Origin of the sequence: Bradyrhizobium sp. TM102, assembly GCF_009176685.1 — a bacterium.
In the GTDB taxonomy this organism is placed as follows: domain Bacteria; phylum Pseudomonadota; class Alphaproteobacteria; order Rhizobiales; family Xanthobacteraceae; genus Bradyrhizobium; species Bradyrhizobium ottawaense.
The window spans coordinates 3,995,627-4,008,125 of the sequence record NZ_AP021855.1; the positions used below are offsets into that span (position 1 = coordinate 3,995,627).

The window sequence follows — 12,499 nt, forward strand, 5'->3', positions numbered from 1 at the left end:
CGACCAAAGTCCCCCGGTTGATGTCGTTCGATTCCGAGACGATGAGTTCAGCGATAAGCCGCTACATCCTCGAAACAAATCATGAACGGACACTATATGTTCGATACATGTTCCGCAACTGCTTAATTTACCGTGAACAGAGCGAAACTCGCGGAATGCGTGTGGCCGCGCAGTTCAGACGGGGAGCCGCAGCACTTCGCAGGGGCTGCCGGCCTCGGCCTTTGGCGCAAACGGTGCGCGCACGAGAAGTACCTGTGCTGCAGCAAGATTCGCAAGCAGAGAGGAGTCTTGATGGCTGACGGGAAGGGCGACGAGCGTGCCGTCGTCGCGCGGCTCCAGGCGCGCGCGCAGATAATCCTCGCGCTGGTCATTGGCGCCGAGATCGCGGCCCAGCACGGCGCGCTCGCGATGGTGATGAATCACCGAACGGCCCGACAGCGCGCGAATCAACGGCACCATGAACAGGAAGGCGCACACGTAGGACGACACGGGATTGCCGGGCAGGCCAATGACGCCCATCGTCCCTAAGCGTCCGTGCATCATCGGCTTGCCGGGCCGCATCGCGATCTTCCAGAACGCCAACGCGATGCCTTCGTCCTTCAGCGCCTGCTGGACCAGATCGTGGTCGCCGACCGATGCGCCCCCGGTCGTGACCAGGACGTCGGCGCCGCTTTCGCGCGCGCGGCGGATGCCGGCGGTGGTGGCCTCCAGCGTATCGGCGGCAACACCGAGGTCGATGGTCTCGGCGCCCTCGCTGCGGGCGAGCGCGTGCAGGGCATAGCCGTTGGAATAGACGATCTGGCCGTGCCCGGGCGTCGAGCCCGGCATCACCAGTTCATCGCCGGTGGCGAGGATCGCGACCTTCGGACGACGGCAGACGGCGAGTTGCGGGTGATTCATTCCAGCGGCGAGGGCGAGATCGCGCTCTGTCAGACGGGTTCCCTTGCGCAGGAGGACGTCACCCTCGCGGAAATCAACGCCGGCGGGGCGGATGTGCCGACCCACGATCGCGGCTTCCTTGATCGTTATGTGCTTGCCCTCGGCGATCGTGTCCTCCTGGATCACGACTGCGTCGGCGCCGTCGGGAACGACGCCGCCGGTGAAGATCCGCACGGCTTCGCCGGCGCCGACCCTTTCCGTGAACGGACGGCCCGCTGCGACCTCACCGATCATCGTCAGCCTGGAATCGATCGTTGCCGCATCGGCCGCGCGCACGGCGTAGCCGTCCATCGCCGACATCGCCTGGGGCGGTTGGGTGCGCCGCGCAGCGACGTCCTGCGCGAGCACGCGATGGTAGGCTTCGTCGAGTGAAACCATCTCTGCAGGCAGCGGCTCTGCACCCGCCAGCACCGCAGCAAGGGCGTCGGAAACCGGCATCAAGGCCACGGCGAAACTCCTGCTCGGCACGTTCGGACGAAATTTTCCGACAGTCTTCTAGCCGAGCGCGGGAGCAGAGGCAAAAATGCGGGCACAATTTATCTTGCCGCTTTCCGGCCCTGGATCGAAGGCAGGCTCAGGCCTGGCGTGGCATGATCCAGAGAACGAGGCCGATCGGCAGGAGGGTGGCGATGGCGAGGACGAGAATGACGAGTGCCACGGCCGGCATCGCTCAACTCCCGCTCGGCCGGTCCGGCCCGTCGTCCATCGCGACGTCGGGAGCCTTCGGCCCTTGATCCTTGTCGGGCAGCGGATCGGCCTGGGATTTCAGGTCGGCGGCCTTGCTGATCAGCTTGGCGGAAAGGTCAGAATCCGAGGTGGTTCTTGCGAATTCAAGCAGGAGAGAGGCTTGCTTGGTGAGATAGGTTTTGCCCAGCACGTCCATAAGTCCGGTGTAGAAGTCCCAACGGACTCAAGAGTCCGGAAGGGGCCATTCCGTTCCCGGAACTCCGTACAAAAATGCACAAAGCGCTCTGGTTCCTCATTTTGGGCAAAATTGGGTCCGGGAAGGCTGCCCGACGTTGGCGCCTCCCGATGAGCGGAGATCGTCAGATGCCCAATGCCTTCAAGGCGTTCTCGACGTCGCGCGGCGACGTCACATGCACCGCCGTCAGCCCGCGCGACCGCGCGCCTTCGATGTTCTCGGCGAGGTCGTCGAAGAACACGATACGTGCTGCGGGCACGCCGATCGCGGCGACGACATGGTCGAAGGCTTCCGCGTCGGGTTTGCGCAGGCCGATGCTGGACGACAGATACAGCGCGCGGAAATGGCCGAGCAGTTCGCCATATTCCTTCGAGAAATAGTCAACATGCGGCCGGTTGGTGTTGGAGAAGGCATAGAGCGGCATCTGTTTCGCCGCGCGCGGCAGCAGCTCGGCGATATCAGGCATCTCGCCGGCGAAGATCGCGTTCCAGCCTTCCAGGAACTGGGCGTCCGAAATGCCGATGCCGAGCGAAGCACGCAGCGAAGCGAAATAGTCCTCGTCGCTGATCTTGCCGACCTCGTGCAGCCGGTAAGCCTCGTCACGCACATAGCGCGCGACGATGGCCTCGGGCTGGCAGCCGGCATGTCCCGCCCAGCAGGCGATCGCCTTGGAGAAGTCGATGTCGAGCACCACGCGCCCGAGATCGAACAGCAGCGCATCCGCGCTGCCGGGAGAGAGCGATGTCATTGCGTCCTTTTCACTCAGTATCGATACGGATCGTGGTCGAACAGCGGGAATGCGCTGAACACGCTCGGCGCGTTGGTGGCGGTCGCCGGATGCAGGCAGGATTTGTCGACCTCGGCAAATGACGTGGCGCCCAAAAGGCCGAGGCAGCGCAGCACCTCGTCCTCCAGCAGCTCCAGCATCCGCGCGACGCCGGCCTCGCCAGCCGCCGCCAGCGCCCAGCATTGCAGCCGGCCGATCCCGACCATGTCCGCGCCCGCCGCGATCGCCTTGACGATGTCGGTGCCGCGACAGATGCCGCCATCGACCATGATCTTGGCGCGGCCCTTCACGGCATCGACGATCTCGGGCAGCACATGCATGGCGCCGCGGCCATGGTCGAGCTGGCGGCCGCCATGGTTGGAGACGTAGATCCATTCGACGCCGTGATCGACCGCGATCTGGGCGTCCTCGGCGGTGGCGATGCCCTTCAGGATCAGCGGAATCCTGAACTTGTCCTTGATCATCTTCACGGTCCGCCACTCCAGGCCCTTCTGGAAATCGCCGCCGGTGGCACGCAGGCGGCTCTCGCGAACGTAGCGCTTGGCGATGTCACGCTCACGACGGCTGTAATGGGCGGTGTCGACGGTCAGGCAGAAGCCGGCATAGGCGTTCTTCTCGGCCCGGCTGACGACATCCGCGACAAAAGCATCGTCGCCGCGGACATAGAGCTGATAGAGCCGCAGCGCATCCGGCGCGGCTTCGGCGGTCTGCTCCAGGCCTGGCTCGGACACCGAGCTCAGCATGTGCGCCGCGCCGAAGGTGCCGGCAGCCCGCGCGACGCTCGCCGCGCCATCCGGGTCGAAGATCTCGAGCGCGCCGACGGGGGCGAGCACCACCGGCAGGCGCATTTTGCGGCCGAACTGCTGAACCGAGCCGTCGACCTTTCGGACGTCGCGCAGCACCCGCGGGCGGAAGGCGATCTCGTCCAGCGCCATGCGGTTGCGGCGCATCGTGGTTTCGGTCTCGGCGGCTCCGACGATGTAGTCCCAGGCGTTCTGGTTGAGGTTGGCCCGCGCTTTCCGAATGAATTCGTGCAGGTTCTGGAACGGCTCGTTGCTGGCGCCGAGCTCGACGTTCCGTTCCGGCCGGATCCGGGGTGCTTCGTTCATTGTTATCCTCCCGAGAATTTGAAGCCTTGTGTCATCGCCTAACCCGTCCAGCGTTCCAAAACCATCCTAAAATGGCATGGCTGCGCGGCGTGGACGGGCGCACCGATTCCCCCTTTAGGTCCCTTTGGGGGCGGGCCAGTCCTGCAACGTTGCCAAAAGTTTAGGCCCGAACGAAGCGATTTTTGCGGTGTACCGGTCGGCGGTGCACCCCGGCCTTGAAGAAACCAGAATGGTATTGTGAAAAGTGGACTGGATCGCCAATTGCATGGCGCCTCCCAAGTGTGCTTCCCAGGTCTCGAGAGACGAGCCCAAGCAAGCTCAAGCGAACCGCCAAGCAAAAAGGCAAGCCCATCCATGCGGAAAACCCTGCTGTTCCCTCTGGGCGCGCTCACCGGAGCGTGTCTCACCCTTCTGGTCGCCAGCCCGCACGGTGGTGTATGGGCGGCACGGGCGGCAGCGAGCGCGGACGATGCCTATTCCCAGCTCAACCTGTTCGGAACGGTGTTCGAGCGCGTCAAGGCGAGCTATGTCGAGAAGCCCGACAACGCCAAGATGATCGAAGGCGCGATCACGGGCATGGTGACCTCGCTCGATCCGCATTCGCGCTACATGAACGCGAAGGCCTGGACCGAGATGCAGGAGACCACTTCCGGCGAGTTCGGCGGCCTCGGCATCGAGGTCACCATGGAAGACGGCCTCGTCAAGGTCGTTTCCCCGATCGACGATACGCCCGCCTCGAAGGCCGGCCTGATGTCCGGCGACCTCATCAGCAAGATCGACGGCGAGGCCGTGCAGGGCATGACGCTCGAGCAGGCCGTCAACAAGATGAAGGGCCCGGTCGATACCAAGACCAAGCTCACCATCGTGCGCAAGGGCGCTGACGCGCCGCTCGATGTCGCGATCACGCGCGAGATCATCCATGTGCGCCCGGTGCGCTTCCACGTCGAGAACGGCGACATCGGTTATATCCGCGTCACCTCGTTCAACGAGCAGACCACCGACGGCCTGAAGAAGGCGATCGCCGCGATCGCCAAGCAGGTGCCGCAGGAGAAGCTCACCGGCTATGTGATGGACCTGCGCAACAATCCGGGCGGTCTGCTCGACCAGGCCGTGTCGGTGTCGAGCGCCTTCCTCCAGCGCGGCGAGGTCGTTTCGACCCGCGGCCGCAGTCCGGAAGAGACCCAGCGCTTCACCGCGCATGGCGGCGACCTCACCAAGGGCAAGCCGCTGGTGGTCCTGGTTAATGGCGGCTCGGCCTCGGCTTCCGAGATCGTGGCCGGCGCACTGCACGATCACAAGCGTGCGACCATCATCGGCACGCGCTCGTTCGGCAAGGGTTCGGTGCAGACGGTCATTCCGCTCGGTGCCGGCAATGGCGCGCTGGCGCTGACCACCGCGCGCTACTACACGCCGTCCGGCCGCTCGATCCAGGCCCAGGGCATCGCCCCCGACATCGAGATCCTGCAGGACGTGCCGCCGGAGCTGAAGGGCCGCATGGACACCATGGCGGAGTCCCAGATGCGCGGGCATCTCTCAGCCGGCGAGGGCGGCGAGCAGACCGGATCGCAGTCCTATGTTCCGCCGAAGGAGGAGGACGACAAGGCCCTGCATGCCGCGTACGACTTCCTGCACGGCGTCACCGCCAACGCGGTGGCCGCCAAGCCCGCGTCGAAGGCCGCGGTTCCGAACTAAGGTCTTCGACTTTCAGAGATCGATATCGCCCGGGAGTGGATGTCCGCTCCCGGGCGAATTCGTTTTGGGCGTTCGCGAGCGGCGGAATCACTGCGCGATCGTCATTGCTGCTTCTTCGGACCCGTGTGATGCGGGACTTCGGTCTTGGGTCCGCCGCCGTAATGGTGGCTGCCGCCAGATCCGCTGGTCGTCCCGCCGTCGCTCTCTTTCTTGCCCATATGGTGAGGGACCTCGGTCTTCGGTCCGCCCGAGTAGTGATGGCCGTTCTTCTCATCGGCCGTGCTCGTCTGTGCCATGGCGGGCAACGCAACGAACGACATGATCGCGGCGGCGACGATCAGCTTGCGGTGACTCATTCTGGTTTCTCCTGTTGATCTCGTCGAGTTGGTGTCAATCAAGTCCCGGTGGCTCGATCGAGCAGCAACCAAACCCGGAGCTTGATTGTGTAGGTTGAGCAAGATCAAATGTCGACGCGCGCACTCGCGAGCGTCGTTGCGCGGATCGCCGTGTTGCCGCAGGCGACGAGAAACGTCGATCTTCTTACAGAGAAAAATTCCCGCCGCTGCGAGAAATCGCAGGTCGCGCGCAAAGCCCGCGAGCATGCCGAGAGATATCGTGGCCGATGGCTCTTCCGGTGGAGGACGACGGGCGCCTCGATTCATTACGCGCTTGAATCACAAAAAGATTTGGCTGGTGCGCCGATCGGGTTTGATGTCCGTCAAACCTGCGTCGATGACGCAACCTAGCGTGCCGCGCGAATGAGCGGCGACACGGTTGCGATCCGACAAAAATTGACCGCAGAGATGGAGAACGCACCGTTGACTGACGAGACCATTCACGCCCCCGGTCGGCCCTTGCAAGTTGCGTTTCTCCGGTTGTGGGAAACGATCACGATCAGGTCGGTGCTGGTCAAGCAACGGCGCGATGTGCGACTGGATCTGTTTCGCGGTTTGGCGAACTGGTTGATCTTTCTCGGGCACATTCCAGATTCTGCGCTCGCCTGGTTCACGACGCGAAACTACGGCTTCAGCGATGGCGCCGATCTGTTCGTGCTGATCTCCGGCTACACCGCGACGTTCGTATTCGGCTCGATGATGATGGAGCGTGGCTTCGTCATCGGCGCAACCCGGCTGCTGCGGCGGGTGTGGCAGCTCTATGTCGCTCACCTGCTGTTGTTCCTGGTCTATCTCACGGCGGTGCACTACATCGCGCACAGCTTTGACGATCTTCATCTGATGGATCAGTTCAACGTCGCGCCGCTCATGAACTTTCCCGTCGAGACGCTCTCGCAGGGCCTGATACTCAAGTTCAAGCCGCTCAATCTCGACGTTCTGCCACTCTACATCGTGCTGATGGCCGCGTTTCCCGTCGTGCTCTGGTTCATGCTGCGATGGCGCAATGCAGTGATGATCGGCTCGCTCGGTCTCTATCTGGCCGCCCGACATTACGAATTGAATCTGCCGTCCTATCCGGCCGGAGTCTGGTATTTCAATCCGTTCGCCTGGCAATTGCTTTTCGTATTCGGAGCCTGGCTGGCGTTGGGAGGGGCGGCGGCAAGCCGCTGGCTGCTGTCGTCCCGCACGCTGCTCGTCCTCAGTAGCGGCTTCCTGATCCTTGCGCTCGCGATGACGCTGGCGGAACGAGTTCCGGGACTGCGGGACTACATTCCCGAGGGGCTCGCCGCCGTCTTCATTCCAAACGACAAGACCAATCTGGGGCCTTATCGCGTCATCCATCTGGCGAGCCTGGTGTTCATCGTCGGCTCGCTCATTCCGATCGACTGGCCCGGTCTGAGGTCACCGGTGCTCCAACCCTTGATCAGATGCGGTCAGCAGTCGCTGTCCGTGTTCTGTGTCGGCCTCTTTCTGTCGTTCGTCGCGCATTTCGTGCTCGAGTCCGGATCCGAGGGGTTGTGGGCCCAGCTGCTGGTCGGTGCCGCCGGCCTGTGGATCATGACGATCGTCGCTTACTACCGGACGTGGTCGAAGGGCGTGGACAGAAGCCGATCGTCCGAGCAGCGCGGGGAGGCTGGCGAATGACGACCTCCGAGTTGGTCGCAGCGGCCTTTGACACCTTCGTGCGTAAGAGTTGCCGGCGCTTCGCGTCTATATGGCCTGACCCGCCCCACGCTGTCCTCATCGCAGATCTCGATGAGCAGAGAACCATCCGAATCAAACCCCTGGAGAAAGACCATGGACCTTTCGAGAAAATTCGCCTTGAGCGCAGCCGCCTTTGCCGTCCTTGCCCTGGGGCCGGTTGGGCTGTCGTCCGCGATCGCCGCTGGCCATACGCAGTCCGCGATGATGGATGACGACAAGATGTCGAAGATGCCGGCCCCGTCGGATTCCAGCGACAAGATGAACATGGGCCAGCCAGCGGGGCAGCCGCAGAACATGAGCGGCGGTCGGATGAACGACGACAACAAGATGAAGATGCCGCCGCAAGGCCAGGACAATTCCGGCATGATGCAGATGATGCAAATGATGGAGAAGATGATGCGCGGCCAGATGGGTTCGTCCGGCAGCAGCGGTGCGATGAGCGGCCCCGTGGATGTGACAGAGCGGATCGAGGGGCGGATCGCCTTCCTGAAGGCCGAGCTGCAGATCAGCGACAAGCAGGCGGCCGACTGGAACGGTGTCGCCGACGCCTTGCGTTCGAGCCGGCAGCACCTGCTGGAAGCGCGCAAGATGCTCGCGATGGATGACAGGTCGGGAAGCGCCGATCGTCTGGAGCACTACGAACGGCATTTGTCCGAGCGTCTGGAGGCCATCAAATCGGCCCGTCAGGCCTTCACGCGGCTCTACGCGTCATTGAACGAGAGCCAGAAGCAGACGGCCGACACGATCCTGCTGCCCTTGATTGCATCGTTCTGAACTCCGGAATCGAGAGCGAGATCATGTTCGGTCTGCCCCTTCGATGTCGAGCCGGCTTGTCTGCGCTCGTCGTCCTGACGAGCCAGCTTGTGGCGAATGCGGCGCTCGCTTCGGACTTCGGCCTCGGCCGCGCGCATCCGACGGGGCAGGTCGCTCAGCGTTGGGAGCTGGCGCAGGCAGAGGACGACCACGCTACACATCATCCCGCAGCGTCCGGCTCCACAGGCGGTGCGGCCGATGTGCCGCCCAGCGGCGCCGCGCCGGGGATGATGGGTGGAATGGACGGCATGATGGGCCGGCCGCGCAAGGAGTTCTACCCGGCATTGATGGACATGCCGGCGCTGTCCGCCGAGCAGCGGAGCAGGCTGGAGGTTCAGGCGCGCGAGCGGATCAGCGCGGAGGCCGATCGGCTGGCGACTGCCAAAATGGATCTGCGGCACGCTATCGCCGGGGGCGATAGCGTCGCGGCGGATCAGGCGTCGCGGCGGCTTCGCGAGTCCCTGAACGCGGTTCAGAGCGGCGTGGTCGCGCTGCGTTCGTTGCACGAGGGCAAGCCGCCGCAGCAGATCACGCAGGCGTGGTTCAAGTCGCAGATGAACCTGCTGCCCCAACGCGGTGCTATGGCTGCGGATGACGACACGCAGGGAATCTCCTGGTTTCACGTCACGACCATGGCGGTGCTGGTGCTGTTCTCGCTCACGCTGATTGCCGTCTATGTCGCGCGCATGCGCCGGGCGAACGCGCTGGTCGATCGGCTGACGCGCGCTGCGGCCGTTCCGGCTGTTGCCGCGGCCGGCCCATCCGCGACGGCCGTCAGCTCGCCGGACGAGAAGGCCGTGGTGACACCTGCGCAACAGACAAATCGCGACACTGCACGAGTCGAACCGGGCCGCTCCTGGAAGGGCAGACTGAAGATCTGCGCGATCTATCAGGAGACGCCGAACGTGAAGACCTTCCGTCTGCAGGCACCGGACGGCGGCGCGATTCCTTTTGCGTTCCTGCCGGGACAGTTCCTGACCTACGCCATCGAGATCGACGGAAAGACCGTCAGGCGCTCCTACACGATCGCGTCGTCCGCGGCCCAGACCGCCTATGTCGAGACCACGATCAAGCGCGAAGACGGCGGGCTTCTGTCGGACTACATGCATGGCCAGCTGAAGGCGGGAGACCTCATCGAGGTTGCGGGCCCCTCCGGCGGCTTCACGTTCACCGGCGTGGAAGCCGACAGCGTCGTCCTGATCGGCGGCGGGGTCGGCATCACGCCACTGATGGCGGCGATCCGGTATCTCTCGGACATCGCGTGGCCCGGCCAGATCTACCTCGTCTATGGCGCGCAGACGACCGAGCAATTCATCTTCCGGGACGAGCTGGAATATCTCCAGCGCAGGATGAACAATCTGCACGTCGCGGCCACGATGGTGCGGGCCGCGGGCACGTCGTGGATGGGAAGCGAGGGGCAAATCACGGCCGAGTTCCTGACGCAGGCTGTGCCTGATCTCACCAGACGACGCGTTCATTTGTGCGGTCCGCCCGGCATGATGGACGCGCTCAGGAAAACCTTGATCGGGCTCGGCGTGCCGCGCGAGCAGATCAAGACGGAGGCCTTTGGGCCGGCCCGCGGCGCCGTTCCACCTCCCGGCAAAGTCGCGGCCGAAGCGCAAATGCCGGCGACTGAGGCGAGCAATCAAGGGGCTGCAACAATAGGTCCGGCAACGGCGACCATTCGCTTTGCGACATCCGATAGGGTTGTGGCGCTGCCTCCGGACAAGAGCGTCCTGGAGGTGGCCGAAGGTGCAGGCGTTTCGATCGATTATTCCTGTCGGGTCGGGGTCTGCGGCGTCTGCAAGACACATCTGTTGCAAGGAAACGTCACGATGGAAGTCCAGGACGCCCTGACCGCGGACGACAAGGGGAACGGTCTGATCCTGGCCTGCCAGGCGAGATCGGTCGGCGATCTGGTCGTTGAGGCCTGACATGATGGATCGGAGAGGGCGCCTGATCGCCGACGTCACTCTGGCGGCCCTGTTGTTGCTGGTGCCGGCGTTCCTGCTGCACTCCGATATCAGGTTCGCAGGAAGCCTCGCCGGCTTTGTCCTCGGGGCCGGTGCGGCCGTGCTGATGATTCTTCTTCTCGTCTATCCCATGACGAAATACAGCGTGGGTTTGAAGGCCCTGGTCACGCGATGCGCGTCGATGCCGACGCTCCTGGCATTTCACGCCTATGCAGGAATCGTCGCGGCATTTTTCGCGCTTCTGCACACGGGCCACAAATTTCAAAGTCCGCTCGGGATCGCGCTGGTGGCCAGCATGCTGGTCGTAGTCGTCACCGGATTTGTCGGGCGCTACTACCTGCCGCAGACCGCGATGGAACTCCGTCAGCAGCAGTCGCATCTGGCGACCTTGAGGTCGGCCTATGAGCACATGGCGTCGGCTATGTCGTTGCCCGATCGGGGGGTGCGTGACGGGGCCGCCGTGCCTGCATCGGCGTTGCAGAATGTGCCCGTGCTGCAGCTCGTCGATGGCATTTCCGACCTCGAATCGGCGATCGGATCGAGCGAAGCAATCAAGAGAATCTTCCTGCAGTGGATCGGGCTGCATGTCATGGCGGCGATCGTCATGTATGCGTTGCTCGTGGTGCATGTGGCGGCCGAGGTCTACTACGGGCTGCGGTGGCTCGCGTGACGATCAGGGGCGTGCTCTACGCCGTGGTCGCGACACTGGTCGTCGCGAGCGCGGCGGTTGTGTTGATCGCTCTCTATCGGGGCAGCTCCGAGGTCGTTCCGGGGTGGACGAGGCTTGTGACGCCAGGGCCGCTTTCCGAGAAGCATGCATTTCTGTCCGACAAATGCGAGAGCTGCCACACGCCGGTCAGAGGCGTCGATCCGGTGGCCTGTATTTCCTGTCATGCGCCTTCCGCCGGGGATCTCGCCAAGCAATCGACGGCGTTTCACGCCGCGGCGGGCGGTCAATGTTCCGGCTGCCATCTTGAGCACATCGGCGAGCGGCGGCCGATCAGGATGGATCACGCCTCACTTTTGCAAATCGCAAGGCCTCCCCCCGGCGGGGCATGGTTCGACCGGGCCGCTTCCGACCAACTGACGGCGGACCTGAAGACATTTCTGGGCCTGCCAAAGTCCGACCGGCGGGAAAGGGCGGAGCTCGATTGCGTCGGCTGCCACAGCAACCGGGAGCCGCACCGCGAATTGTTTGGACGGGACTGCGCGGAATGCCATGGGCTCGCGTCCTGGAAAATCGCAGGCTTCCTGCACCCCTCGCCAACGTCGAGGGACTGCGCCCAATGCCATCAGGCGCCGCCGAGCCACTATATGGGCCACTTCGTCATGATGGACCGGATGATCACGGGGCAGGAGCACGCATCGGTCAATCAATGCTTTCTGTGCCACAGGACCGACTCGTTCAATGACATCAAGGGCGTCGGCTGGATGAAGCATCATTGACCGGTTCGAGCGTGCGACGGAGATGGGTGCTGCACATTACAGAATTCGGCAAAAGAAATATGAGGCTCATTTCGCGATGAATCGCGCGGCCGGATAGAGGCGCCGAACCTTGAAATCCTGCGCAGAGCACGACGCTCATCGTCGCTCTTGCATTGACGATGCCGCGCGTGTCGTTTTCTGTTGGCCGTCCCTGCAACCAGAGCTATATGTTCCGGGTCGAGGCAGTGGGTGCACAGATGATTGGCTTGAGAAAGCCAAGGCGAAGGTGGTGGGGATGGCTTGTCGCCATCGCATATCTGCTTGCCTCGATGACACCGTCGCTTGCGATCTCGACCGCTCTGGATGCATCGATTCAATGCGAGCATCCGGCCGATCAGCCCGCGCATGAGCACGCGCACGATGAAGGTGCCACTGTGCATTCGCATGACGTTGCGATGGCCGGGGATTGTGACGACGATCAGGGCCGGCCTGGCGACCGGCATGCCACCTGCTGCGGCTCGGTGCTGTGCTTCAGCGCCGTGTCGCCTCAAGCTCCCGCGATTGCGGAGTTCGTCGTGCCCCATGCGCGTTGTGAAGCGCAGCCTGATGTGATCGGCGACGCGGGTGCGTTCCGCCGTCACTACCGGCCCCCCATCGCCTGAGATAGCTCCCGAAGATCGAACTGCGTCGCTCCAGGTTTGAGCGCGGATCGGCACGTCTGCGAGGGGCGCCATGCCCCG

General features: G+C 63.6%; 13 protein-coding genes. 8 read left to right on the forward strand and 5 right to left on the reverse strand.

Annotated features, from left to right (window positions below; all coding sequences use genetic code 11):
• Positions 1–174: 174 nt before the first annotated feature.
• From glp to GDN70_RS19145, 4 genes are all read right to left on the reverse strand, one after another.
• Positions 175–1,386, reverse strand: a complete 1,212-nt coding sequence (gene glp, locus GDN70_RS19130; protein WP_038949786.1) for a gephyrin-like molybdotransferase Glp — start codon at positions 1,384–1,386, stop codon at positions 175–177.
• A 223-nt stretch (positions 1,387–1,609) separates the two neighbouring features.
• On the reverse strand, positions 1,610–1,816 hold the full coding sequence (locus GDN70_RS19135) for a hypothetical protein (protein WP_038971469.1): 207 nt from the start codon (positions 1,814–1,816) through the stop codon (positions 1,610–1,612).
• A 169-nt stretch (positions 1,817–1,985) separates the two neighbouring features.
• Entirely contained in the window at positions 1,986–2,609 is a 624-nt protein-coding gene (locus tag GDN70_RS19140; RefSeq protein WP_028141560.1) for an HAD-IA family hydrolase, read from the reverse strand.
• A 14-nt stretch (positions 2,610–2,623) separates the two neighbouring features.
• Positions 2,624–3,757: an alpha-hydroxy acid oxidase gene (locus GDN70_RS19145; protein WP_028141561.1), complete on the reverse strand. Its 1,134-nt coding sequence runs from the start codon at positions 3,755–3,757 to the stop codon at positions 2,624–2,626.
• A 354-nt stretch (positions 3,758–4,111) separates the two neighbouring features.
• On the opposite strand from GDN70_RS19145, the gene GDN70_RS19150 reads away from it, so the two are divergent.
• On the forward strand, positions 4,112–5,449 hold the full coding sequence (locus GDN70_RS19150; RefSeq protein ID WP_028141562.1) for a S41 family peptidase: 1,338 nt from the start codon (positions 4,112–4,114) through the stop codon (positions 5,447–5,449).
• Between the two features lie 101 nt (positions 5,450–5,550).
• Here the strand turns inward: GDN70_RS19150 and GDN70_RS34995 are convergent, their stop codons facing one another.
• Positions 5,551–5,805 (reverse strand): hypothetical protein, encoded by a 255-nt coding sequence (locus GDN70_RS34995; RefSeq protein WP_028141563.1) that lies wholly within the window; start codon positions 5,803–5,805, stop codon positions 5,551–5,553.
• A gap of 108 nt (positions 5,806–5,913) precedes the next feature.
• On the opposite strand from GDN70_RS34995, the gene GDN70_RS19160 reads away from it, so the two are divergent.
• From GDN70_RS19160 to GDN70_RS19190, 7 genes are all read left to right on the forward strand, one after another.
• Positions 5,914–6,195, forward strand: a complete 282-nt coding sequence (locus tag GDN70_RS19160; RefSeq protein ID WP_152102897.1) for a hypothetical protein — start codon at positions 5,914–5,916, stop codon at positions 6,193–6,195.
• A 72-nt stretch (positions 6,196–6,267) separates the two neighbouring features.
• Positions 6,268–7,488 carry an OpgC domain-containing protein gene (locus tag GDN70_RS19165; protein ID WP_152102898.1) on the forward strand — a complete coding sequence of 407 codons (1,221 nt, stop codon included), beginning with the start codon at positions 6,268–6,270 and terminating at the stop codon, positions 7,486–7,488.
• 153 nt (positions 7,489–7,641) lie between these two features.
• A complete protein-coding gene (locus tag GDN70_RS19170) occupies positions 7,642–8,322 on the forward strand; it encodes a Spy/CpxP family protein refolding chaperone (RefSeq protein WP_038949792.1) in 681 nt (226 codons plus the stop codon).
• A gap of 23 nt (positions 8,323–8,345) precedes the next feature.
• Positions 8,346–10,295: an FAD-binding oxidoreductase gene (locus GDN70_RS19175; RefSeq protein ID WP_152102899.1), complete on the forward strand. Its 1,950-nt coding sequence runs from the start codon at positions 8,346–8,348 to the stop codon at positions 10,293–10,295.
• 1 nt (position 10,296) lies between these two features.
• Complete coding sequence (locus tag GDN70_RS19180) at positions 10,297–11,004, forward strand: iron reductase (protein ID WP_038971473.1); 708 nt, start codon at positions 10,297–10,299, stop codon at positions 11,002–11,004.
• Positions 11,001–11,780 carry a cytochrome c3 family protein gene (locus GDN70_RS19185; RefSeq protein ID WP_038971485.1) on the forward strand — a complete coding sequence of 260 codons (780 nt, stop codon included), beginning with the start codon at positions 11,001–11,003 and terminating at the stop codon, positions 11,778–11,780. Before GDN70_RS19180 ends, GDN70_RS19185 begins: the two co-directional genes overlap by 4 nt.
• A 167-nt stretch (positions 11,781–11,947) precedes the next feature.
• Positions 11,948–12,421 carry a hypothetical protein gene (locus tag GDN70_RS19190; RefSeq protein WP_152102900.1) on the forward strand — a complete coding sequence of 158 codons (474 nt, stop codon included), beginning with the start codon at positions 11,948–11,950 and terminating at the stop codon, positions 12,419–12,421.
• Positions 12,422–12,499 lie beyond the last annotated feature (78 nt).

Bases quoted from the DNA above. Each gene is read 5' to 3' on its own strand.
- GDN70_RS19140 (WP_028141560.1), bottom strand. From the start codon at position 2,609: ATGACATCGCTCTCTCCCGGCAGCGCGGATGCGCTGCTGTTCGATCTC.
- GDN70_RS19145 (WP_028141561.1), bottom strand. From the start codon at position 3,757: ATGAACGAAGCACCCCGGATCCGGCCGGAACGGAACGTCGAGCTCGGC.
- GDN70_RS19150 (WP_028141562.1), top strand. From the start codon at position 4,112: ATGCGGAAAACCCTGCTGTTCCCTCTGGGCGCGCTCACCGGAGCGTGT.
- GDN70_RS34995 (WP_028141563.1), bottom strand. From the start codon at position 5,805: ATGAGTCACCGCAAGCTGATCGTCGCCGCCGCGATCATGTCGTTCGTT.
- GDN70_RS19160 (WP_152102897.1), top strand. From the start codon at position 5,914: ATGTCGACGCGCGCACTCGCGAGCGTCGTTGCGCGGATCGCCGTGTTG.
- GDN70_RS19170 (WP_038949792.1), top strand. From the start codon at position 7,642: ATGGACCTTTCGAGAAAATTCGCCTTGAGCGCAGCCGCCTTTGCCGTC.
- GDN70_RS19175 (WP_152102899.1), top strand. From the start codon at position 8,346: ATGTTCGGTCTGCCCCTTCGATGTCGAGCCGGCTTGTCTGCGCTCGTC.
- GDN70_RS19180 (WP_038971473.1), top strand. From the start codon at position 10,297: ATGATGGATCGGAGAGGGCGCCTGATCGCCGACGTCACTCTGGCGGCC.